Consider the following 20,256-nt stretch of genomic DNA (forward strand, 5'->3'; position numbering starts at 1 on the left):
AAACACAATCATAACACCGAAGAGCCCACCATTGAGTGGGCTCTTTCTATTTTTCGCAGCTCGTAAAATAGATAGCTGTGATGAAGATTAGTCCTAAACTAATCCTTGGTGTTTTATTGGTTTCGCTTACTTCATGTGAATGTGAGAGAAGTGTAGAAATTTCAGGAACTGTCTTGGAATCCTGTGCGAATCCCATTCCAGTTGAAGGAGCGGTATTGACGTATTACTCGCATTCTGAAGGTCAATTATTTGATACAACAGGAGCAGATGGGAAGTTCCGATTCTCCATGATAGAAGAACCTGGTCTGGGGTATAGCAACAACAGTTTGTCTCTCCTGAAAGACGACACCTCTGATATTCCCATCGGACATCGGTTTTTACAAACTACCCAATTGGGGGATATATATTTGGATCACCGTGTTCAATTTCAGTTTCTGCTCAACGGTTTATCCGACTCTGTTGGATTTTCTGAAAAGGCCGAGCTTCACATTAAGCCTGCGTTTACAGATGACGAATGGGTGATCAACGGTCCATTTTACAACTCGATGATATTGGAGGAGGTAACCTTAAATCTGCCTCCACATACTGGGTATTTAGCGCAGGATGGGAATTTTTATATCATTGGACAGTTGGAAAACATTGGAGATTCGACAGCATTCTACAGGGCTGTTTTGCCCCTTAACCATGAGAATATCGACTGTAACGAGCAGGCTTACACCACTATTTTAGAGTTTGTGAATTGATGGATTGATGCGTGTCCCACGTGAAGGTGAGGATGGAAATCGTGGAGGAATTGTCTAAATTCGAAAGGACAAAACTCTCTCATGTTAAAACACCTCCTACAACTCCTCAGTGGTATTACTCTTATGGCCACGCTTGCATCCTGCTCATGTGATCGGACGGAAACCATAGAAATCAGTGGGCAATTGGTAGAATCTTGTGCCAATGAAACTCCGATTTCAGATGTGATCATAGAGTATAGCACCGCGTATGATGGTATTGTTTATGACACTACCGATTCCCAGGGACGTTTTAAGTTGACCCTATCCACAGAGAAGAGAATCAGCTTGTGGACGGTGAAGCAGAATAGTTTGTATGCCTATCGGACCGTTTCTGGAGTGATAGCCGATACCGTTCGCATTGCGCAAGATATTTTTGAGTCAAGAGACCTGCATCAGATGGCATGGCGACAACAGGTTTATACGTCATTTGACTTTTCGGAATCACTGGTGCCTTTTGATTCCAGTGATAGTTTATATGTGTTCGTAATGTCTACAGATTTTAGCGTCTTTTCAAGAGCTCGTATGGTTGGACCGATCGATTCTACGACCGTACTCGATTCTGTCGCTTTGGTATTTCCTCCTCACACAGGATACTTCCATTCAAGTGGGACGATTGAAATCTGGATTGGAGCTTCTCCGGTCCCATATGATGATATATTGTATAAAGCCAGCTTGAGCACCATTCGTGGAAATATTGCCTGCATGGATTATGTTCAACCCTTACTTTTCGAAGATTACTGACCTCAATCCACTCTCTTATGAAACAAATAAAGGGTATACTCCTAAGTGCTGGAATCCTCTTCAGCCTTGCCTCTTGTAAGCGTTCTGTTGAATTTGAGTATTCGGGGACCATTCTAGAATCGTGTGACACTGGGGCACCTTTGGCAAATGTAGAAGTGGTTTATGAAGGGGATTGGCAGGAATTCAGAACCACTACCGACGAAAATGGTCGGTTTCGAATTGCGGGTAAATACAAGACAGAAGGATGTACGATGTGCAAAGAAGAGAATCCGCGATTGTGGATATCGGGCATGACGGGAAGAGATCCTGTTTTTGCATTCTTCAATCCTAGTGATTACCATGTAGACCTTGGAGTGATGCCACTTGATAGATTGGAAAAAGTCATTCTCAATGTTCGATTTGAAACCGACTCAACGGTATCAAGAAGTGGTGACACCTTGCGTGTATACGCCATTAACCCTCAAACTTTAGAGTCGGAGGAATTCACCTATTCAGGTCCTTTTTTGGATGATCAAGTGTTAGATACACTTTACTTCAAGTTACCACCACACATTGGATATACGGAACACATGGATATAGATGTTCGATTCTCCTCGAATTCTGCCAACAGCAGTTACTGGGTTCGCGTTCGTGATATGTATGGGGCACCCAATCCAGATTGTGGCGAAATCATAGAAATGGATTTAGAGATCCGAGAATAAAAAATCCCCTTAGCGATGAACTAAGGGGATTCTTGATTTGAGCCTTTTTATCTGTAGAAAGTTCTACGCCTTCCTTCGATAATCTTAATAGTAACGCTTGCGACGAACTTGAGCGATGTACTTGCTCAAGCGCATTACCTGACGAGTATAACCGTATTCGTTATCATACCAAACGTACAATACCATAGAGCGGTTATCGCTATGAACGATAGTCGCCTTGCTGTCGAAAATAGACGGACAAGAGTTACCGATGATATCGCTAGATACCAATTCGTTGCTAATGCTGTAGTTGATTTGTTCAACCAAGTTACCGTGAAGGGCGGCATCGCGCATGATGTCGTTGATACCCTCTACAGTTGTATCTTTTTGAACGGTCAAGTTCAAGATAGCCAATGAACCATCTGGAACTGGAACACGAATGGCGTTCGAAGTCAATTTAGCTCCCAAGCCTGGGATTACCTTATCAACAGCCTTACCTGCACCTGTTTCAGTGATAACCATGTTCAAGGCAGCAGCGCGACCACGACGGTATTTGCTGTGCATGTTATCAACCAAGTTTTGGTCGTTGGTGTAGGCGTGGATGGTCTCAATGTGACCTTTATCAATGCCCAATTTGTCATTGATCACTTTCAATACAGGAACAATCGCGTTGGTTGTACAAGACGCTGCAGAGAAAATGTCAATTTCGTTCGGGTTGTAGTCCATTTGGTTAACCCCGTGAACGATGTTTGGAACTCCTTTACCTGGAGCCGTCAAAAGAACTTTAGCAGCTCCTTTCGCTTTTAGGTGACGTGCAAGTGCTACATCATCGCGGAATGCACCGGTATTGTCGATGATAAGTGCATTGTTGATGCCGTAGGCTGTGTAGTCGATATCTTCTGGCTGGTTGGCAGAAATCATGTTGATTACACGACCGTTGATCAACAGGTTCATGTTTTCAACGTCAGCCTCAACCGTTCCAGGGAATTCACCATGTACAGAGTCAACGCGAAGAAGCGATGCACGCTTTTCTAATGATTCAGGAGTTTCGCCACGAGAAACAATCGCGCGAAGGCGCAACTGCTGACCACGACCTTCCTGAGCAATAAGCTCGCGAGCTACGAGACGGCCGATACGACCAAATCCGTAAAGAACCACGTCTTTCGGCTCAACTTCACTATCGCTAGAGCCTCCGATGAACTCGCCCATCTTCGCAGCAACAAATGCCGCTTTGCTGTCGAATGAAGAACCTTCTTCCATCCATTCTGCTGTCAATCGACCAATGTCGAAACGAGCAGGGCAGATATCGGCTGCCAATACTTCCGTTGCAAGAGCAAGTGTGTCTGCAATCGTGATGTCTTTTCCCACTACTTTCTTAGCGTAGTTGTGGAGATTCAAAATCTCGCTTGGACGCTTGTCGATAAGCTGGTTGCGGAAAAGAACGGTCTCAACGCCTTTGTCATAGAAAAGATCGCTGATTACTTTGATGAATTCAGTGGCGGATTTCTCCATACCGATGCGTTCTTGAACGGCAGTTTCGTATGCACGTGGCTCAGCCATGATGTGTGTTTTAAGTGAGCATGAAAAACTGCCGCAAAAATAACCCCCCTAGATGGTATCGGCAATAATTATCAAATAAATAAACCCCTCATATAGAGGGGTTTACAATTAATTTTATAGTGTAAAAAATACACTTACTATGGAATCACATCCCGAACGCGAAATAGGCAGGTCTTCCGTTGGGGTGGTAGCCTTGAATGAGAAGTCCGTCTCCCGGACGTAGGTCGCTGAGAATCTTCTCGATATCTTCTGGTGAAGTCACATTGATGTTGTTCATCTTAGTGATGATAAAACCACGCGGAACACCTGCATCTTTTAGCTTACCGTCACCTCGTTCGGTTACAATCACACCTCCACGCAATTTTAGACTGCGTTTTTGTTCATTGCTCAATGCTTCAAAGGTGGCTCCCAAATCGGTTGTGAAATCGCTTTGTGTGGCAGTGATCAATGCAGTATTTCCAATACTATTGGTGAGTGTGAGGTCGAATACTTCTTCAGAACCTTCGCGGTCTACAGTGACCCTTACAATGTCACCCGGACGTTTTCTACCTACTACTTCGAGAAGTTCACTGGAACGCGTTATCTGGCGATCTTCAATCCTTGTAATGACATCGCCTGTTTTGATTCCTGCACTTTGTGCAGCGCTTCCTTCTACAACGTTGGCAATGTAAACACCGGTTGTGCGGTTGAGATCCAGCTCGGTAGCCAATTGTGGAGTCACGTTCGATATATTCACCCCGAGGTAGGCACGTTGCACCACACCGTATTCAATGATATCATCGACCACTTTTTGAACCAAATTGCTAGGAACCGCAAAGGAGTAACCTTCAAATGTACCTGTATGTGTACTGATGGCGGTGTTGATTCCCACCAAATCACCGTTGAGGTTTACCAGAGCACCTCCGCTGTTTCCTGGGTTTACCACCGCATCCGTTTGTAAGAAGGATTCTATGGCAGAGCGCTCATCTATCACGTTGATACTTCGGCCCTTTGCACTGATGATTCCGGCTGTAACGGTAGAGTTAAGGTTGAAAGGATTGCCTACTGCCAACACCCATTGTCCTAATCGGACATCATCAGAATTAGCGATGGGAAGCGGTTTGAGATCATCCGCTTCTACTTTGAGGACAGCGATGTCTGTTGTAGGATCAGACCCAATCACCACCGCCTTTAATTCGCGATTGTCGTTCGTGGTTACCGACACCTCACGTGCATCCTTAATTACGTGGTTGTTGGTAACAATGTATCCGTCTTCAGAAATAATTACCCCGGAACCGCTGCCCTCGACAATACGTGGAGTTCGGTTTCCATTGCCAAAGAAGGAGCCGCCAAAAGGACTCATGTAATAGCCTTGCTCTACGGCCGTTTTTACGTGTACAACGGAACTAACCGTGGATTCAGCTGCTTCCGAAAAATTGTCCCAACGTAGGGGAGAAGCACTCGATGTAGTTATACTGTGGTGGTTTGGCGATTCTTGAATAACCACTTTTTGAGTGGGTTCCATGAATAGGGCATAGCTCGAAACAGCAATAGCACCACCCGCAACGGCAATTCCGAGGGAGGATAGAATTTGTTTTGAATTCATCACTATTGATTTATGTTTGATTTTGTGTTGATTCTCATAGCAAGTTAACAACTCTTAGGCCTTATGGATTGTGGGTTAACACGAATTTAACCATCTGTTCTAAAGGATCTTATTGCTACCTTCGCCAAATGAAATTCTCATTCCACAAATACCAAGGTACTGGAAACGACTTTGTGATGGTTGACCATCGTGAAGGAGGACTTTCTCACCTTTCTCAAGAGCAAATTGCCCTCATATGTCATCGCAGGTTTGGCATTGGCGCCGATGGTTTCATCTTGATAGAAGACGATCCCAATGCCGATTTCAAGATGGTGTATTACAACAGCGATGGAAGAGAGAGTACGATGTGTGGCAATGGTGGGCGATGTTCGGTCCGGTTCGCTAGATATCTAGGGATTGGTAAGGATGAACATATCACCTTCACGGCTATTGATGGTTTGCACGAGGCATCCGTTGCGGATGGTATTGTATCGCTAGGGATGAATGATGTTCGTGAAATTCGCGATTCAAACGGCGATTGGTTCTTGGATACGGGGTCACCGCATCATGTATGCTTTGTTGAGAATGTAGAAGACTTTCCAGTAGACAAGGAAGGACGTCGAATTCGCAACGAGGTTTACGGTGTAGAGGGATCAAATGTAAATTTCATTGAATGGGATTCGGAAACCCTTCATGTTAGAACCTATGAGCGTGGAGTGGAAGGTGAAACCTATAGTTGTGGTACAGGTGTAACTGCCTCAGCTTTAGCTCTTCACCACAGTGGGGTGTCAAACGCTCAGAATATTCAGATTAAAACTCCGGGTGGAAACCTATCTGTATCTTTTACCTTTGAAAACAACGCGTATCACCATGTTAAACTCGTTGGACCTGCACAATTTGTATTTGCAGGTGTTTGGGAAAGGTAGAATATGACGAACAATACGGAAAGATTGCACTTTAGGCCATTGGAAGTAACCGATGTAGATTGGTTGATGGATTGGGAGAACAATCCCTCCAACTGGACAGCGGGTGATCGTCAGGTTCCACTTTCGCGAGGCACATTTCAACGCTATGTCAACAATGCTTCAGAGACGCTAGCAGAGGCTGGTCAGTTCCGGTGGGTCATTGAGCGTAGGGATACGAAATCGCCTGTAGGCTTACTCGATCTTTATCAATATTCAGAACGCCACCAAAGAGCAGCAGTGGGTATCTTGATTGAATCTAGTGCTCGTAATTTAGGGTTCGGTAAGGAGGCTCTCCGCTGGTTGATTGACTATTCGAGAGATGTCGCTTTCCTTCATCAACTCTTTGCCGAAATTGGTAGTAGAAATGAAGGTAGCATTAAGCTATTTGAGTCGGTGGGCTTTGTGAGCGTAGGCGTTCTGAAGGATTGGCTGCGCAAGAAGGATTACTTCGAAGATGTGGTTCAAATGCAGCATCTCTTATGAAGCGTTCATTCCTTATCATAATCGCTATTTTCTCATTGGGCATTTTTCTCGCGCAATGTGATTTCAGTTCAGACAAACCGTCGGAAGTGAAAGCTGAACTCACTTGGAGAAATCATGCAGATTCCGTGAAATACATGGGGATTGAAACGTGTTCGTCCTGTCATGCAGACATTCGTCACACGTTCGTGCACACTGGGATGGGAAGCTCTTTCGGCCCGGCGAACAAAGAAAAGGCCCATTACGATTGGAATGGTTCTGTGGTTATCCACGATGAAGAATCGAACCTATCCTACAAACCTTATTTCTACGGTGACCAGTTAATGGTTCTGGAGTTTCGCCTAGACGGAGTGGACACCATTCACAAGCGCATTCAAAAGATAGATTATATCATAGGGTCTGGACAGCACACGAATAGTCACATTTACAATGTGAATGGATTCTTGTATCAAGCGCCTTTTACGTTCTACACACAATCTGAGAAAGCCGACCTGCCACCAGGGTTTGAGCATGGCAATAACACAAGGTTTAGTCGACAGATTGGATTGGAGTGCATGAGTTGTCACAATGCAATGCCCGTGGATTTCGTGCGCGGGTCTAACAATAAGTTCAATCGTGTTCCCATGGGAATTGACTGCGAAAGATGTCATGGACCGGGGGAGATTCACGTCAAAGAAAAGCTTGCAGGAATTCACGTAGACACCAGTCAGGGTCCGGATTACAGCATTGTTAATCCTCGACGATTAGATGCCAAACGACAAGTGGAGATTTGCCAGCGGTGTCATTTACAAGGAAATGCAGTTTTGGCAGAGGGGAAGAGCTTCTTCGATTTCAAACCGGGTATGGTATTGTCGGATGTGATGGATGTTTACTTGCCGCGCTATGAAGACAGTGATGAATCTTTCATTATGGCAAGTCATGTAGACCGATTTGCTCAGTCGCAATGTGTGATTCACTCCGAGGGCACCTTTAACTGTATTTCATGTCACAACCCGCATATCAGTGTACGGGAGACGAATATTGATATCTTCAATGCTCGATGCGCGACGTGCCATACGACTGGAGGAGAATTGCAGTTGTGTTCAGAAGAACTTCCTGTTCGAAAGGAAGTAGCTGATAACTGTGTTTCGTGTCATATGCCAGTTTCAAGCTCTGAAGATATTCCTCACGTCACAGTGCACGATCACAAGATTGCTGTTCCGAGTACTAGGACTCGCGAGCGATTAGAACAAACAGAAAGAGTTCTTCAAGCGTTGGTTGCCATCAACAATCCTAATCCGTCTGTTCGAAGTAAGGCAAGAGCCTTTATTCAGCAGTATGAGCAGTTCTCAGGGGCCATTACTTTATTGGATTCAGCTTGGAAATATGTTCAAAAACTTCCTGAAGGATCCTCAGTTTCGGAGAGAGTGCACATTTACTATTTGAGAAACACACCTGCCTTGATGGTTCAGTATATTGAAAGCGAAGGGGCTCAACGTGTGTTAGATGGACTGATGTCTACAACCTACGACAATAGAGATGCGTGGACCGCATACCGGATTGGTCAAGCCTATGATGAGCTAGGACAATTGGAGAAGGCGAGAGGTTTTTATGCAAAGGCAACCTTACTGGCACCTCACGTGCTCGAATTTGAGAATAAATTTGGGGCTGTTGCATTAAAGATGGGCGACATACAAACGGCAGAAACTTCTTTCAAAAAGATTGTGGAAGCCAATCCATATTTGCCAGAAGGACACGGAAACCTGGGTTATGTGGACCTTTTGTATGGAGATACCGCTACAGCAGTGACTCAGTTTGAAACGGCAATAAAACTCAATCCAGATTACGAGCCTGCCCGCTTAAACTTGGTTTCCTGTTATATAGCACAAAAGAAATATTCCGATGCCAAGGTTGTATTGAAACCGTTAATGGAGCTGTATCCCAATAACGAAAGGTACCAGAGCGTTTGGAAGTTCCTGAATCAACAGGGAAAAAACTAGAGGTGATTGATCATGATGCGTAAGAGGATTCTATTCTTTCTTGGAGTTTTTGTTGTACTCGCTGGCTCGATAGTAGCCGTTATTGGATATGATGTTTTGTTTGAATCGAACTTCAAAGGTGAGCCTATTGAGTTTTTCGTTCATCCCAACTCGGAGTTGCAGGATATTGTTGCTGCTTTGGATTCAGGTCTAGTAGATGCGGATAGCTTTGAAAAATGGGCGGAACTCAAAGGCCTTCCTGAAAAACTGAAGCCAGGCCGGTATGTATTTACGGAGGGAATGACCAATCGAGAAATGGTAAACCGACTTGTAGCGGGTATTCAGACTCCTACGAAGTTACAGTTTCATCATGTGATTGATTTTGCGGATTTAGCCGGAGAGTTAGCACGGGACCTTCAAGCCGATTCTGTAGCCTTTTACTTGGCATTGAACAGTGATGAGATCTGGGGAGAACACAAGGTTAAAGCTGAGTATCGATTGGCTTATATCGTACCGAACACTTATGAAGTATATTGGACTACTTCGCCGACAGATGTGGTAAACCGCTTGATTACAGAGAGAGATAAGTTCTGGAATAACACTAGAGTGGAGAAGGCCAAAAATTTGGGGCTCACACCTGAGGAAGTCGCGACACTTGCATCCATCGTTCAAAGTGAAACCTATATGACGGATGAAATGTCCAAAGTAGCAGGATTGTACCTGAATCGATTGGACAAGAGTATCAAGCTCCAGGCGGACCCTACGGTGAAGTATGCCTATGAGAAGGCGAATCCAGATCAACCCAAGGTGCGCAGAGTGCTGTATGGTATGCTGGAATTGGATTCTCCTTACAACACCTACAAATACTCAGGCCTACCTCCTGGACCTCTCTCTATCCCAGAGATTACGGCCATTGAAGCGGTGCTGAATCCTGAAAAACACGATTATATCTTCATGTGCGCCGACCCTGACCGTCCGGGCTACCATGCCTTTGCAAAAACGGTTCGTCAACATGCTCGAAATGCGCAACGCTATCAACACAGCCAATGGGGAAACTAACTACTCTCGATGCACTTTCAATTCAATTGAGTGCATAGTACTTCTGATCGCCTTCAGATACGCTCAATGAACCTCGACTTTACACGATTGCTGGATTTGGCGGGGTAGGAGAGCAGTAGGTTATGGTGCTACAGGGTTGAAAGGAGGTAGTGAGAATCCGAGTTATAATTCCGCTGGATAAGCCATTCCGTTATTCATTCGAGGCTCAAAATACTATTGGAGTCTGGGTATTGGTTTGTCACGTTTCCCCGTAAGGAGTCACTTGTGGAAAGGCGTGTTTAGTGTCGTGAATATGATCAAGATTCCCGCACCCGACTCGAATACCACACTTCAGATGGAAACTTTTACTTCCATCTTATTTACTATGAAGAGAAGCTTATTCTACTGTGACGGTTGAACGAGCAATCAGTTCACCATTTTCACCGCGGACAGCCACAATGTACATTCCAGCGGCTAGGGTAGATGTAGAGATGCTAGATTGATTCGCTTCTGCATTTTCTGAGTGAACCAATTGGCCACTAACTGAATAGAAATCTACTTGAGCGGAGGTTGTCAATTCAGGCAATGAAATCCAATCTGTAGCAGGATTCGGATAAGTAGACCAAGATTCATGGGTCGTTTCTTCTAGACCCACACCGTATACCATATTCATAGTGAAATAGGGGAATACTTTGTCGGGATCAACGGGTTGATCTGCTACTCCGATTAACTCTGTACTTTCAATATCAATAGGATCAGCATTGTCTGGTCTCCAAGGGAATACGTTGTTGGAGTAGATAGAAATACTGGTTTGATTGAGGTCAAATTCCAAGGTGTAAGTGAAGCCTGTTTCGAAGAAGACGGATGCCACTTCAAATTGATGATCTCCGTTGGAACGCTCAGTTGGGTAGCCTGTGTACAGCTCTGTGCCTTCGGCATCAAGAATTCGCAAATATGCACTACCTGAATTGCTCAGTCCAAAATTATCCCAGTTGATGGATTCAATTCGAGACTGCACACCTGTCCATGTAACTTCCATGCTGAAAATCCCAGACACTTCAACCACTTCTGGTGTAGACTTTTCCGGAAAGAGTTCAACATTCTGAACGCCATCATTGGATTGACCCAGCATAGCAACCGACGAAAAAGCGGTGATGAGGGCCAAAGCATTAGAGCGTAATCTGAAGGTGTGCGACTTCTTCATAGTAGCGTATAATTAGGCTTCGGTGAAGAAAGTTACAAATAAAATCTTTTTAATTCCCAATAATGATAGCAACCAATTGTAAAAGGGGCCTTTTCCTAGTGGAAAAAGCCCCTCATTTAGTGCGTATTATCGAATATTATATGTTCCTAAAAACGATGTTTCCTTCAAATTCATCTACGAGAATTACACTGTCTGCAGTCACTTCTTCACCGATGATTTTCACCGATAGAGGATTGAGTACTTCTCGCTGTATCACTCGTTTTACGGGCCTAGCGCCAAAAAGTGGATCAAATCCAACGCGCGCAATATGACCTACAGCTTCTGGAGTGAAATCCAGAGTAATATCCTTTTTCGCCAGCATCTTTTTGAGCTGTTGTAGATGGATGTCAACAATTCCTGAAATTTCTTTTGAACTCAGTGGAGTAAAGGTGACAATTTCATCCACACGATTGATAAATTCTGGTCGCATGTGCGCTTTTAGCATCGTGAGAATTTCATCTTTCAATGAATTCATCACATCATTTGGCCTGTTTTCGTCATAGTCTGCCAGTTTCTCCTGGATCAATTGAGAACCGAGGTTGGAGGTCATGATGATGATGGTGTTTTTAAAATTGACCGTACGACCTTTGTTGTCGGTAAGTCGACCATCGTCCAAGACCTGAAGCAGAATGTTGAATACATCTGGATGTGCTTTCTCTATTTCGTCGAGCAAGACAACCGAATACGGTCTTCTGCGAACTGCTTCAGTGAGTTGGCCTCCTTCATCATATCCAACATAGCCCGGAGGTGCTCCAATGAGTCGGCTCACTGCGTGTCTCTCTTGATATTCGCTCATATCAATGCGCGTTAACGCATTTTCATCATCAAAGAGGAATGACGCAAGTGTTTTCGCCAATTCGGTTTTACCTACTCCGGTTGAGCCCAAGAAGATGAAACTACCAATGGGTCGTTTGTCATCACCTAAACCTGCTCTACTTCTGCGAATGGCATCGGAAACTGCAGATATGGCTTCATCTTGACCAACTACTCTTTTGTGGAGTTCCTCTTCTAAGCGCAAGAGCTTGGAGCGTTCAGATTCCAGCATTTTATTCACTGGTATACCTGTCCATTTAGAAACGACTTCGGCAATGTCTTCTGAGGTAACCTCTTCATTGATAAGCGAATTGCCGGTTTCTCGCGCTTCTAGATCAGCTTCGCTTTTCTTCAAGTCTTCTTCGGCTTCTTTGATGCGTCCATAGCGGAGTTCTGCCACTTTCCCGAAATCCCCAGCGCGTTCAGCTTGATCAGCTTCATGCTTGAAGCGCTCAATATCTTCCCTCGCTTTTTGGATGCGCTCAACGATTTCCTTTTCGCCTTCCCATCTTGCAGCAAGCGCGTTTCTGTCTTCGCGTAGATTTGCCAACTCCTCTTTAATAAGAGCCAACTTCTTTTTGTCGTCCTCGCGTTTAATGGCTTCCTGTTCAATTTCAAGTTGCATGATCTTGCGGTCCAAGACGTCAATTTCCTCAGGTTTTGAGTTGATTTCAAGTCGCAATTTCGAAGCAGCTTCGTCTACCAAATCGATGGCCTTGTCTGGCAAGAATCGATCAGTGATGTAGCGTTGTGAAAGTTCTACAGCGGAGATTATTGCCTCATCCTTGATTCGAACTTTGTGATGGGTTTCATACTTGTCTTTGATCCCACGCAAGATGGAAATCGAACTTTCGGTATCCGGTTCAGCAACGATCACTTTCTGGAATCGACGTTCAAGCGCCTTGTCCTTTTCGAAGTACTTCTGATATTCATTCAGGGTTGTTGCTCCGATAGCTCTCAGCTCTCCTCTTGCCAATGCTGGCTTAAGAATGTTAGCGGCATCCATGGCCCCTTCACCACCACCAGCACCAACTAATGTGTGAATTTCATCAATAAAGAGGATGATTTCTCCATCACTGCTCGTTACTTCCTTTACCACTGCCTTTAGTCGTTCTTCAAACTCACCTTTGTATTTGGCACCAGCAATCAAACTGGCCATATCCAATGAGTGAATGACTTTCGATTTTAGGTTTTCCGGAACATCTCCTTGAACGATACGGTGTGCTAAACCTTCGGCTATCGCAGTTTTACCTACCCCTGGTTCTCCCACGAGGATAGGGTTGTTCTTGGTTCGTCTTGAGAGAATTTGAAGGATGCGACGAATTTCGTCATCTCTACCAATTACAGGATCAAGTTTACCGGTATCTGCAAGTTCATTTAGGTTGAGCGCATACTTACCCAGAGCATTGTAACTGTCTTCTGCACTGGCGGTATTTGCTTTGGACCCTTTGCGCAATTCATCAATGGCAATTTGAAGATCCTTTTGATTGATACCTGCATCTTTCAAGATTCTACTAACGGTACCATTGGCAGAAAGCAACCCAATAAGAACATGTTCTAGTGATACGAATTCATCACCGTTTTTTTGAGCGGCGCCTTGCGCTTTGCTGAGAACGTCGTTTGCTTCACGACTCAAGTACTGCTGACCTCCTTCTACGCGAGGCAGACTTTCAATGTGTGCACGGACTGCTGTTCGAATGGGGTCTAGATTTGCCCCCAATTTTTTGAGTAGGAAGGGGAGGACTTGATCGTCAACTTCAAGAATTCCCTCCATAATATGAGCATCAGAAATGGCCTGATGCCCGCGATCCATCGCGAGCTGTTGAGCAGCTTGGATGGCTTCTTGTGATTTGATGGTGAATTTATCGAGTTTCATTGTGTATATGCTTGTGATATGCTCAGCTTTCATCAATTGTAAGACCAAGACAGAAAGTTGATGTGGAATCAGACATTTTGTCCTACACAACTGAGGGCGAGTGTCTTATGGTCAGTTGAAATAAAAAAAGGGCGCCAATTTGGCGCCCTTTCTATTCATCTATCGGAGTTAACTATCGAGCAACTACAAACTTAATTGTACTTACTTCTCCGTTCAATTCAGTACTTACAATGTAAACACCGTTCGTCAATTCAGAGGTATTGATTCGAATGTTGTTCTTGCCTACTGTAATTCTCTCGTTGATGGTCTGAAGTGTCTGACCTACGAGATTGGTTACTGTAAACTTAGCATCTCCGTTTTCAGCTGCGATGAGTTGAATATCGGTGTAGTCTACCGCTGGGTTAGGGTAGAGCTGGATGCTAGAGATCGCATTTTTCTCAAGCTCATTGATGCTGATTGGACCAGTTGTTGGCGCTTCGCCGGTAATATTGAAACAGAAGTCATCAATAATCCAACCTGCACCGTCTACGGTGTAATCAGCCGCAAATCTCCAACGGAATACTACTGTACCTGGGGTGTCAACTTGGAATGAACAAGAAGAATGTGTCCATCCAAAGTTCCCTGTCCAACCACCGTTCAATCTACTCAGTGATGTAACGTGAGTAGTGTTGTACCAGTCGCCACTAGGGAATACTTGACCCAATGCATACCAAGTGATACCACCGTTGAAGCTAAATTCTACACCACCACCATCGTGGTATTCTTCACCGCTCATCTTGTGCCAGAACTCCATTTTGTAGGTAGAATCTGGAACGAGAGCAAAGAAAGGAGTGTGAAGTGAGCTCTCCGTTAAGTTATGGTAGTTCGAATCCAAACGAGTTGCCCACGCGTTTACACCTGAGTGAGTACCGTTCAACAATGGGTGGTTCGGCGTACCAAACTCCCAGTCGTGATCTCTGTTCTTGTTGTAAGAGTGAAGAGCCACAAGTGGAGTGAGGGATGCATCTTCAAAGTCGTTACAGTAAGCAGAAGTATCTCTTGTCGGAGTTACGTCTTGCAATACATCAACGGTGAAGCTAAACATGTCATCCGCAGGGCGGTTGTCATTCTTCGGCATACCATCATACGTGCTGATAGGAAGCGAAGTCTGAATATCGATTGTGTGCTGACCAGGAGCCAAAGGAACGGTCTTCGTATCGAATTCAAATGGAATCACTCTTCCTTTGTACCATGTACCATTGTCTGGTGCAACGTATTCAATTGGTGACCAAGGGCCGTTATCTACACGGAATTGGATTGAACATGAGTCCAGTGTTTTCTCACCTGTATTTTGAACCTTGGCAAGAATCGTAGCAGGGTTGTTAGGAACAACGAGGTATTCTTTCGTGTCACCAAAGATTGGACTCACGCTGTTTTGAGGAGGAACAATCACTTGGAAATCGTCAATACTCCAACCTTGACCACCACTAGAAGTATTGGTCGTTTGCATTGCGTAACGCAAGCGCAGTGGGTTGGTGTTGAAGTTCCAAATCAAGAGTGGAAATTCTGAAATTGCCCAAGGCTGGTTTCCAGTCCAAGCTTCTTGACCGTTAAAGGCGCCAACTCCGGCATTGCCATACCAATTAATACCCACTTGTGATGAGTTGAAACCGAACTGGTTCCACTGACCGTTTTGGAAGTATTCGAGGCGACCACCGTCGTTTGCTGCAAAGTTGAACTTATGACGGAAGCGGAGGATTGCACCCACAACTGTATCAAAATCGATAAGTGGTGGTACGCGCAAGTATTCGTCTTGGTTTTGGTAGTCGAAGTTGTTCGCTACGTTCCAAGAGTTAGGTGAGCTAAATGCAGTAGTCCATCCTCCACCTTTGTTTGGTGTACCGTGCTCCCAAGCAAGAAGACCTCCTTGAGAGAACCAACCTTTCGTATCGAATCCACAGCTGTCATAGTTTTCAGCATAAGGAATGGATAGAGACTGGAAAGTAGCAGAGTAACTAACCGTGGTGTCGTTGTAGCTATTTGCATCACCCGTCATTCCTGTCCAAGCTCTCATTTCAAATGTACCCAATGGGTAATTTGGAGTAGTAGGGAAGGTTACTTCTGTACCCGAGTGCGCTGCGAGAGGGCCAGGGTGAGTGTACGTTAGCGTTTGAGTTTGAGTAGGATCACAAGCGTCTGTAATAGTGATGTTCACTGGAATGTTAGACACAGCAGACTCACCAAAGTTTTGAATGTAAACCTTAGCTTGTGGAAGTGTAGCCACCGTTTTGTTTACAACAACAGGGGAAGTAATGTAGGCTGCACCAACGTCTGTCTGACCATCTTCGTCCCAAATCATTACGTTATCAATCGCCACGTCTGTAGCATTGCTCGTTCCTTTAGATCGAACGAGTACGCGTAGACGGATTAGGCCACCAACATAAGGAGTTAGGTCGACATTCTTGTATTTCCAAGCGTCAGTCTCGTGGGTGTGAGGAGGTACGTTATTTGAAATCGTACCGCCGTTAATGTCTGACCAAGCTGTAGATCCATCAAGCTGAACTTGAATCTTGAGGAAATCAATATTTGAACCGTACATGTGATACCAGAACGAGAATGTAGGATGAGTCATGCTTGTCAAATCAAGACAGCGAGTAAGCTCAATTCTACCGAAATTCTGTCCAACAGCGCGGCTATCTGCATAGAGGTACTGACCAAAATTTGAAAAGTCTCTACGTGGACCTGTGTTGTGATCTTCCGTTACTTCACGATTAACAACGAAGCCAATTTGAGCTTGGTTGTGTGGCGGGAATTGTTCCCAATCGGTTGTACCGAAAGTACCTGGGTTATTCAATGTACCATCACCGTACACCCAACTTGGATCGTCGAATGTCATGACGTAAGGGAAGGTTGAGATCGGCTGAATGTGCTCAATGTAAAGTGGACCGATTGTATCGTTGTCACGGTCTCCATCACCAGGCATATCTACCCAAGCGTAAATCTCAAACAAACCGTAACCACTCAAGTCAGCTTTAGGATTGTAGATGCGTTGAAGCGATGAACCAAGATCGAGTGTATCTGTAACCAAATCTGTATGGATTACAGGAGTACCTCCGTTCAAGCTCACACTAAATCCTACTGGAATTGAGTCTTGAGAAAGACATCCTTTAGAACGCATTACAATTTCTATGTCTTCAGCATTGCTATATGAACACAAGCCGTTGATAGGATTTACGAATGAAATCATCTCCATATCCACTGGATCTGGTTCGTAAATCTTTACATCGTCAATCGCGATATCTTGCTTCGCTCCAGAAGTTCTCTTTACACCGAAGAAACGGAAGTTAACTGTTTGACCAGCATAATCTTCTAGAGGAATAATAGCTGTCTGCCATGGGTCTGAACTAGAAGTGTTTTGCTGACCCACAAGAATCTCAATACCGTTCACATACGCATTGAATCCTGAGTTAGCAGTGCTTGTAGAGGTGTCAATGTCAACACGGAGTACACCAGGAAGTTGCACGTCAAGGTCAGAACCGTACATGTGGTAACGGAATTCAAGTACTGCACATGTGTTTTGTGGAAGGTCAATACAAGGAGTAATCAACGGTGAGGTATTCACTGGAGAAGAACCTTGTGAGGCTTCTGTATAGAGATACTTACCATTACCGGTAGTCGCATCTCCGGCAGGGCCTGTATTTGCTGTACCTGTGGCTCCAGAACGAACACTCCAACCGTAACCCGCATTGGTAGGAAGAGGGGAGACTTGCCAGTTTCGACCCGCAGGAGGATTACCCATAGGGAATGTACCACGGTGAGATGAACCCGCGTCACCAGAACCAGAACCAGCCGACCAAAGGGCAGGGTTTTCAAAGTTCTCTGTCCAAGGCAAGTTGGAAATCAAATAAGGGAAACTGTTTACAGAAGTCTGACCACATTTACGTGGAGGAGGAGTATCTAGCCAGAAAGTAGCGTATGGATCCGGCGATGCTGGACCAGGATAGATGGTAGTATTCGGACAGGCACAGTCAGTAGCTTCAACTCGCCAGCGAACGGTGTCGCCAATATTCAAGCTGTCAATTTGGTGGAAGTACTGAGCTGTAGTAGGACATGAGCCTGCAACGGTTGGAGTCATTACAATCACTGAGTCTGGACCACCATTGATGTTGTAATACAACCATACAGTATCCACACCAGAGCCTGCATCGCTCACTTCTAAGCGAATTTCTTGACTTGTTTGGTAACGAGCACCTACGGGTTGACGAGCCGTCGCAAAGCTCCAATCGAGAACTGGCGGCTGAAGCTCACACGTTGCACCGATGATTTCGATGTTATCAATGAACCATCCAGCATACGTGGCAACACTTGGATTAGGGTTTACATCAACTAAACCCCAACGAAGTTGTACTTGCGTGTACGGAGTAGTTGCATTAACAATAATTGGTGTTAGGTCAAAGGTTTCGTGCGCCCACCACGAAGCGTTTGGAGTGGTGTTTGCCAACGGATCCCAATAAGGAGTATTGCTTGGGTTGGCGTACGATGTACCGTTAAAGTAGTTCGTAGATGGGTAACCTGTACTAGAACCTAAGTAGGTAGTAGAGGCAGGAACTTGTGTCCAAGTAGTACCGTTGTCTACAGAGTACTCTAAACGACCTTGTTGTACCAAGTTAATCTTGGCAATGTGGTCAAATTCTAAAGTTACATAAGCGAGTGTAGCTGTAGAGAATACCGAAGTATATAAGTATTTCGACTTATTCGGAGTTCTTGTAGCGTGGAAGCTATTTGGGTTCGAAACTGCAAGGGAGGTGTTGGAAGACCATCCACCGGCAACCGAAGGACCACCAAGGTTATCTTCAGTCTCGGCTGTCGTAGTGACAGTACCGCCATCAAAATTTTCTTGAAACAGCGTTACGAACTGAGCGTGCGAGGCAGTTCCCAACAGCAAAAGCCCCAGTAGGGGTAACCATTTTTTCATACTTAGTGTTTTATTGCGAGTGTACACCACAGGAAACAAATATAATTATCTCTTCCACTCCAGCAGCGTTCTTTTATTCACAGTTGTGAATAGATTATTTAACGTCTACTTTAAAAGTGCTTCGATTATTAATAAATCCTTCTAAACAATCTCCTTGCTTTACGGCTGCAACCCCAGCAGGAGTTCCAGTGAAAATCAAGTCGCCTTGTCTTAATGTATAGTACGTAGACAAATGCGAAATGAGGTCATCCACTTGAAAAATCATTTCAGAAGTATTGCCATGCTGCGCTGTTTCCCCGTTCACAGTCAGGCGTATATCAGTATTTTGAATATCGGTTTCGAGTTCATCTATCCCCACAAAATCACCTACAATTGCCGATCCGTCAAATCCTTTAGAGATTTCCCAAGGTAGGCCCTTGCTCTTCAATTTGGATTGTAAATCTCGAGCGGTGAAGTCGATTCCAACGGTAACTCTATCGTAGTATTTTTTGGCAAACTTGGGTTGAATGTGCTTCCCATGTTTGCAAATACGTACCACTAATTCAAGCTCGTGATGGATTTCCGAACTGAATTCTGGGATGTAGAAATCCTGTCCATTGGGTAGAATCGCCGAATCGGGCTTGCCAAAAATGACGGGTTCTGATGGAACGGGATTGTTCAACTCTTTTGCGTGGTCAATGTAATTCCGACCAATGCATAGAATTTTCATGCAACTTAGTATTTAGGAAGGCGGAAGATAGTAACAGTAGGGCAATCGACCTTACATCTTCATTCCCTTTAGCTTGATAGATGTGAGGATTTTCTTGGTGTAAAGGGGGAAATCGGAATTTAATATCCAACCATAATACCCTGGATCCTTGTCCAATACATCTTTCACCAAGTGATTCTTATACTTTCCAAAAGTGAAGACTTCCTCGTCTTTTTCATTGTAGGCGATGAATCCGGCAAAATCTACTACACGCTGACGATTTGAGAATTCACTCAGCCATTCCATGTCGTTCTGCAATTCCTCGTACTTGTCCAATTGAGACTTTAGAACTTCATAGGTCGCAGTAACATCAGCCTCTGCGGTATGGGCATTTTCTAGATCTTTTCCGCAATAGAACTTGTAAGCTGCAGAAAGCGTGCGTTGCTCCATTCGGTGGAAAATATTCTGTACGTCTACAGCCACTCGCTTGTTCATTTCAAAATCAACATCAGCTCTAAGGAATTCTTCAGCCAAAAGCGGAATGTCGAATTTATTAGAGTTGTATCCCGCCAGGTCGCTATCCTTCACCATGTCGTATACACGGTGCGCCAGTTCTTTGAACGTTGGCTTGTCTTTCACCTTGTCGTCGGTGATTCCGTGAATGTCAGACGACTCTTTTGGAATGGGAATAGTAGGATTTACTAACCAGGTTCTGCTTTCGCGTTCTCCATCTGGGAATACTTTCATGATGGAAATTTCCACGATTCGATCTTTTACCACATTGATGCCTGTGGTTTCTAAATCGAAAAAGCAAATAGGTCTTTTGAGTTGTAACTCCATGAATCGTAATTGTAGCGTTTAGAAGTGAGAGCAAGATCGCACTTTTATATGGTTTGGATCGTGCTAGTGAACAG

14 protein-coding genes are annotated in these 20,256 nt (G+C 44.6%); 7 read left to right on the top strand and 7 right to left on the bottom strand.

The window, feature by feature from the left end; translation table 11 throughout:
• Positions 1 to 77: 77 nt before the first annotated feature.
• The 3 genes from F8C82_RS03525 (at position 78) to F8C82_RS03535 (ending at position 2,224) form a co-directional block, all read left to right on the top strand.
• The gene (locus F8C82_RS03525) at positions 78 to 743 is read left to right on the top strand and encodes a hypothetical protein (protein ID WP_151692050.1); all 666 of its coding nucleotides are present in this window, start codon (positions 78 to 80) and stop codon (positions 741 to 743) included.
• Between the two features lie 81 nt (positions 744 to 824).
• Positions 825 to 1,523: a hypothetical protein gene (locus tag F8C82_RS03530; protein WP_151692051.1), complete on the top strand. Its 699-nt coding sequence runs from the start codon at positions 825 to 827 to the stop codon at positions 1,521 to 1,523.
• 17 nt (positions 1,524 to 1,540) lie between these two features.
• Positions 1,541 to 2,224: a carboxypeptidase-like regulatory domain-containing protein gene (locus F8C82_RS03535; RefSeq protein ID WP_151692052.1), complete on the top strand. Its 684-nt coding sequence runs from the start codon at positions 1,541 to 1,543 to the stop codon at positions 2,222 to 2,224.
• Between the two features lie 84 nt (positions 2,225 to 2,308).
• Here the strand turns inward: F8C82_RS03535 and F8C82_RS03540 are convergent, their stop codons facing one another.
• Entirely contained in the window at positions 2,309 to 3,763 is a 1,455-nt protein-coding gene (locus tag F8C82_RS03540; RefSeq protein WP_151692053.1) for a glyceraldehyde-3-phosphate dehydrogenase, read from the bottom strand.
• A gap of 145 nt (positions 3,764 to 3,908) precedes the next feature.
• Complete coding sequence (locus tag F8C82_RS03545; protein WP_151692054.1) at positions 3,909 to 5,348, bottom strand: trypsin-like peptidase domain-containing protein; 1,440 nt, start codon at positions 5,346 to 5,348, stop codon at positions 3,909 to 3,911.
• 128 nt (positions 5,349 to 5,476) lie between these two features.
• Between F8C82_RS03545 and dapF the strand changes: the two genes are divergently transcribed.
• From dapF to mltG, 4 genes are read left to right on the top strand one after another with little or no spacing between them, the layout of a single operon-like run.
• On the top strand, positions 5,477 to 6,253 hold the full coding sequence (gene dapF / locus F8C82_RS03550) for a diaminopimelate epimerase (protein WP_151692055.1): 777 nt from the start codon (positions 5,477 to 5,479) through the stop codon (positions 6,251 to 6,253).
• A 3-nt stretch (positions 6,254 to 6,256) separates the two neighbouring features.
• Positions 6,257 to 6,775, top strand: coding sequence for a GNAT family N-acetyltransferase (locus tag F8C82_RS03555; protein ID WP_151692056.1), 519 nt, complete (start codon positions 6,257 to 6,259; stop codon positions 6,773 to 6,775).
• Positions 6,772 to 8,751 (top strand): tetratricopeptide repeat protein, encoded by a 1,980-nt coding sequence (locus F8C82_RS03560; protein ID WP_151692058.1) that lies wholly within the window; start codon positions 6,772 to 6,774, stop codon positions 8,749 to 8,751. Before F8C82_RS03555 ends, F8C82_RS03560 begins: the two co-directional genes overlap by 4 nt.
• A 12-nt stretch (positions 8,752 to 8,763) precedes the next feature.
• The gene (mltG, locus tag F8C82_RS03565) at positions 8,764 to 9,789 is read left to right on the top strand and encodes an endolytic transglycosylase MltG (protein WP_151692060.1); all 1,026 of its coding nucleotides are present in this window, start codon (positions 8,764 to 8,766) and stop codon (positions 9,787 to 9,789) included.
• A gap of 376 nt (positions 9,790 to 10,165) precedes the next feature.
• Here the strand turns inward: mltG and F8C82_RS03570 are convergent, their stop codons facing one another.
• The 5 genes from F8C82_RS03570 to F8C82_RS03590 form a co-directional block, all read right to left on the bottom strand.
• On the bottom strand, positions 10,166 to 10,972 hold the full coding sequence (locus F8C82_RS03570) for a T9SS type A sorting domain-containing protein (RefSeq protein ID WP_151692061.1): 807 nt from the start codon (positions 10,970 to 10,972) through the stop codon (positions 10,166 to 10,168).
• Positions 10,973 to 11,108: 136 nt separating this feature from the next.
• On the bottom strand, positions 11,109 to 13,700 hold the full coding sequence (clpB, locus tag F8C82_RS03575) for an ATP-dependent chaperone ClpB (RefSeq protein ID WP_151692063.1): 2,592 nt from the start codon (positions 13,698 to 13,700) through the stop codon (positions 11,109 to 11,111).
• A 172-nt stretch (positions 13,701 to 13,872) separates the two neighbouring features.
• A complete protein-coding gene (locus F8C82_RS03580) occupies positions 13,873 to 18,654 on the bottom strand; it encodes a T9SS type A sorting domain-containing protein (protein WP_151692064.1) in 4,782 nt (1,593 codons plus the stop codon).
• Between the two features lie 94 nt (positions 18,655 to 18,748).
• Positions 18,749 to 19,363, bottom strand: a complete 615-nt coding sequence (locus tag F8C82_RS03585) for a fumarylacetoacetate hydrolase family protein (protein WP_151692066.1) — start codon at positions 19,361 to 19,363, stop codon at positions 18,749 to 18,751.
• Positions 19,364 to 19,414: 51 nt separating this feature from the next.
• Entirely contained in the window at positions 19,415 to 20,182 is a 768-nt protein-coding gene (locus F8C82_RS03590; protein ID WP_151692068.1) for a 3'-5' exonuclease, read from the bottom strand.
• Positions 20,183 to 20,256: the final 74 nt, after the last annotated feature.

It is taken from the genome of Phaeocystidibacter marisrubri (assembly GCF_008933165.1).
Taxonomy (GTDB): Bacteria; Bacteroidota; Bacteroidia; order Flavobacteriales; family Schleiferiaceae; genus Phaeocystidibacter; species Phaeocystidibacter marisrubri.

Coding starts and splice junctions, on each gene's coding strand:
- dapF (WP_151692055.1), top strand. CDS start 5,477: ATGAAATTCTCATTCCACAAATACCAAGGTACTGGAAACGACTTTGTG.
- F8C82_RS03545 (WP_151692054.1), bottom strand. CDS start 5,348: ATGAATTCAAAACAAATTCTATCCTCCCTCGGAATTGCCGTTGCGGGT.
- clpB (WP_151692063.1), bottom strand. CDS start 13,700: ATGAAACTCGATAAATTCACCATCAAATCACAAGAAGCCATCCAAGCT.
- F8C82_RS03535 (WP_151692052.1), top strand. CDS start 1,541: ATGAAACAAATAAAGGGTATACTCCTAAGTGCTGGAATCCTCTTCAGC.
- F8C82_RS03555 (WP_151692056.1), top strand. CDS start 6,257: ATGACGAACAATACGGAAAGATTGCACTTTAGGCCATTGGAAGTAACC.
- F8C82_RS03570 (WP_151692061.1), bottom strand. CDS start 10,972: ATGAAGAAGTCGCACACCTTCAGATTACGCTCTAATGCTTTGGCCCTC.
- F8C82_RS03540 (WP_151692053.1), bottom strand. CDS start 3,763: ATGGCTGAGCCACGTGCATACGAAACTGCCGTTCAAGAACGCATCGGT.
- F8C82_RS03585 (WP_151692066.1), bottom strand. CDS start 19,363: ATGAAAATTCTATGCATTGGTCGGAATTACATTGACCACGCAAAAGAG.
- F8C82_RS03580 (WP_151692064.1), bottom strand. CDS start 18,654: ATGAAAAAATGGTTACCCCTACTGGGGCTTTTGCTGTTGGGAACTGCC.
- mltG (WP_151692060.1), top strand. CDS start 8,764: ATGATGCGTAAGAGGATTCTATTCTTTCTTGGAGTTTTTGTTGTACTC.
- F8C82_RS03560 (WP_151692058.1), top strand. CDS start 6,772: ATGAAGCGTTCATTCCTTATCATAATCGCTATTTTCTCATTGGGCATT.
- F8C82_RS03590 (WP_151692068.1), bottom strand. CDS start 20,182: ATGGAGTTACAACTCAAAAGACCTATTTGCTTTTTCGATTTAGAAACC.
- F8C82_RS03530 (WP_151692051.1), top strand. CDS start 825: ATGTTAAAACACCTCCTACAACTCCTCAGTGGTATTACTCTTATGGCC.